Here is a 3,116-nt window from a genome sequence, read left to right on the forward strand (position 1 = left end):
GGGGGCGCGGCCCGGTGCCGCGTCCGGCTGCCGGGCGTCGGGGGCGGACCGCAGGTCCGAGCGCATCGCCCGCACGCAGACCGCGGTGACCAGGTAGGAGGCGGCGTCGGCCACGAACGGGAGCCAGCGGGCGAGTTGGAACAGTGCTCCGCCCAGCAGCGGGCCGACGACCAGGGCGGCCTGCTCTCCCGCCTGTAATCGTGAGACGGCCGCCGTGTACCCGCTCGGTGGCACGATGACGGCCAGCGTGCCGCGTGCCGCGGCCTCGTAGCAGGAGGTCGCGACGCGTTCCACGGCGACGGCGGCGAACAGGTGCCACAGGGCCGGCACGCTCCACGCGGCCACCGCGGCGATCGAGGCCATGGCGGCGGCCGAGACCAGCGCGGAGGCCAGCATCACCGTGCGGCGCGCCCCCCGGTCGGCCAGTACCGCGGCGAACGGGGCCAGCAGCAGGCCGCAGGCCATCGAGGCGCCGGCCAGCAGGCCGACGACGGCCGGTGACGTGCCGGTGGCGAGCAGCAGCAGCGGCAGGGCGAGGCCGGAGGCCTGCGTGCCGAGCGCGTCGGTGCTGCCCGCCCACCAGTAGAGCCGGAAGTCACGTGTCGTCACGGCCGTCGGCCGCGCGGTGGTTCCCCGTTCCGGAAGGGCGGCCATCAACCGGCCCGGTCACCCTGCCTGTGCGCCTTGCGCGCGGTGTCCGTCGCGCGCTCGTGTCGTGCCACGTGCCATCACCTTCGTCCACGATCGTCTCGTGAGGCGCGTCGGCCTCAGCACCGGCGGAACAACGTGCGGCGGAACAACGTGCGGTAGGGCGTCGGTCGGTGGAGCCGTGTGCGGTGGAGCGGGTGCCGGGCGCATGTGCCGTCGGAGTGTGCCGCTGGTCTATGCGGCAGGACTGTGCGAACGGACTGTGCCGGTCTCGGGCGGGGCCGAGCCTACTGAGCGCTCCCGGCCCCACACAAGGAGACGCGGTGGGTCCGCTTCCGGAGCCCGGGCGGGAAGTGTGTCGGTCCGCAACGCCCCTTGACCGCCGGGCAGTCGGGTCCCACGGCCGGCACCCGGGCGGGCGGTCCGCCGCCCGCGGGGACCCCGCCGCAGCGCGTCACCGAGGGGGGTGCCGCTGACCAGCGGTGTCGAACGCCGCTCCGGGAACGGTACGAAGGCCGAACGGATAAGTACACATACTGGTCCGTGCGGGTGAAGGACCAGAACTATTGCGGATCCAGCGAGTTGACCAGTTTGCTCCGGCAGCGGGGCACTCCAGGATTCGGAAGGAACACTCGTGATCAAGAAGACCCTCGCCACGGCTGCTGTGGCGGCTTCTGTTGTCGGCGTGGCCGGTGTTGCGGCCACCCCCGCCATGGCGGTCGGTGACCACGGTCACACCACCACCAACGGCAACGGCGCCATGCAGAAGTACGGCAACACGACCACGGGCGGCTACATGAGCCCGAACATGAGCCTGGTCAACGGCTCGCTGAACAAGCCGTGTGTGGTCGTTCTGGGCGACAAGGCCAACGTGGGCAGCCTCGTGGGCCTGGTGCCGATCACCGTTCAGGACATCCTCACCAGCTCCAACGCGCAGAACTGCACCGAGAACTCCAGCCAGATCGACGGCGACGACCCGCTGTCGCACGTTCTGTCGGAGATCAACCTGCTCTCCGAGAACGGTGCGGGCGCGGTTCGCGGCAACTGATCCCTCGCCGCTGAACCCGGGCCGCCGAACTCCGTTCGGCGGCCCGGGTTGCCTTCCCCGCTCCACCGGCGCTTCCCGCTCGGCCGGCTCCACCGCTGTCACCGGTCCCGCTGCCTCATCCGCTGCCGCACACGACTGCTTCGACCCGGCACGTGTTCGGGAGCAGGGGCCAAGGCCGCGCCTGAGCAGTGGCCGCACAGACGCCCTGGCCCGGTTCCCGGCCGCCGGCTCCACCCACGCGTGCGACCGCCGCGTGTCGTGTGTCCGGCGGTGACGAGGCGCAGAGCAGTAGTCCTTACCCAGACGTCATTTCCGCCGGAAAGACCGTGCGCACCGTCGCCGGCGGGGCATTCCACATTCGGAAGAAGGAACTCTCGTGATCAAGAAGACTCTCGCCACGGCTGCTGTGGCGGCTTCCGTTGTCGGCGTGGCCGGTGTTGCGGCCACTCCCGCGATGGCGGTCGGTGACCACGGTCACACCACCACCAACGGCAACGGCGCCATGCAGAAGTACGGCAACACGACCACGGGCGGCTACATGAGCCCGAACATGAGCCTGGTCAACGGCACCGCCAACAAGCTGTGCGTCGTGGCCCTGGGCGACAAGCTGAACGTGGGCAGCATCGTGGGCGTGGTGCCGGTGACCGTCCAGGACGTCCTCACCAGCTCCAACGCGCAGAACTGCTCCGAGAACTCCAGCCAGATCGACGGCGACGACCCGCTGTCGCACATCCTCTCGGACATCAACCTGCTCTCCGAGAACGGCTCCAGCGCGGTCCGCGGCGGCTGATCCAGCACCGGTACACGGGTACCCGGGGCCGCCGGAACCGCGTCGGCGGCCCGAGAGCCCCGGCGGAGTCAGCCGGCCGGATTCACCTCCGTCCGTCCGGCTCCCGCCACCCGGCCCCCCTTCCGCACTCCAGCGACGGAAGGGGGGTCGCGCCATGTCCGGGGTCACCGACCGGTCACCGTGAGGCGCCGCTCCCGGCGATCGGTTTTCGATGACCGGTCCGAAGTGCGGCATCATCTCCCCCATGGGGATAGTCGCTGGTCTGGACAGTTCGGCCGATTTCACTCGCATCGTCGTCTGCGACGCCGACACGGGCGCCGTCATCCGGGAGGGCCATGCCGCCCACCCGTCGGCCGACCCGGAGGGCGTCGGGCGACGCACCGAGATCGACCCGCAGGCATGGCTGATGTCGCTGGGCGAGGCGGCCGCCGGCGGCCTGCTGGAGGGCGTGCAGGCGATCGGAGTCTCGGCGCAGCAGCAAGGGGTCGTCGCGCTCGACCACTCCGGCAACGCGGTGCGGCCGGCGCTGGTCGGCAACGACCCGCGGGCGCAGATCGCCGCCGCCGACCTGGTGGACGCACTCGGCAGCAAGGAGGCGTGGGCGCAGGCCGTCGGCTGCGTGCCGCAGGC

The 3,116-nt window shown here is 71.4% G+C and carries 4 protein-coding genes; 3 read left to right on the forward strand and 1 reads right to left on the reverse strand.

Annotation, left to right across the window (positions count from 1 at the left end):
- On the reverse strand, window positions 1-609 hold a 609-nt coding region (locus ACYVE9_RS20705), incomplete at its 3' end, for an MFS transporter (protein WP_461029389.1).
- 673 nt (window positions 610-1,282) lie between these two features.
- On the opposite strand from ACYVE9_RS20705, the gene ACYVE9_RS20710 reads away from it, so the two are divergent.
- From ACYVE9_RS20710 to ACYVE9_RS20720, 3 genes are all read left to right on the forward strand, one after another.
- The gene (locus ACYVE9_RS20710; protein WP_461029390.1) at window positions 1,283-1,696 is read left to right on the forward strand and encodes a rodlin; all 414 of its coding nucleotides are present in this window, start codon (window positions 1,283-1,285) and stop codon (window positions 1,694-1,696) included.
- 376 nt (window positions 1,697-2,072) lie between these two features.
- Window positions 2,073-2,486: a rodlin gene (locus ACYVE9_RS20715; RefSeq protein ID WP_461029391.1), complete on the forward strand. Its 414-nt coding sequence runs from the start codon at window positions 2,073-2,075 to the stop codon at window positions 2,484-2,486.
- A gap of 244 nt (window positions 2,487-2,730) precedes the next feature.
- Window positions 2,731-3,116, forward strand: a 386-nt coding sequence (locus ACYVE9_RS20720) for an FGGY family carbohydrate kinase (protein ID WP_461029392.1), incomplete at its 3' end; no start/stop codon positions are given.

The sequence above is a fragment of the Streptomyces sparsus genome, from assembly GCF_054776295.1.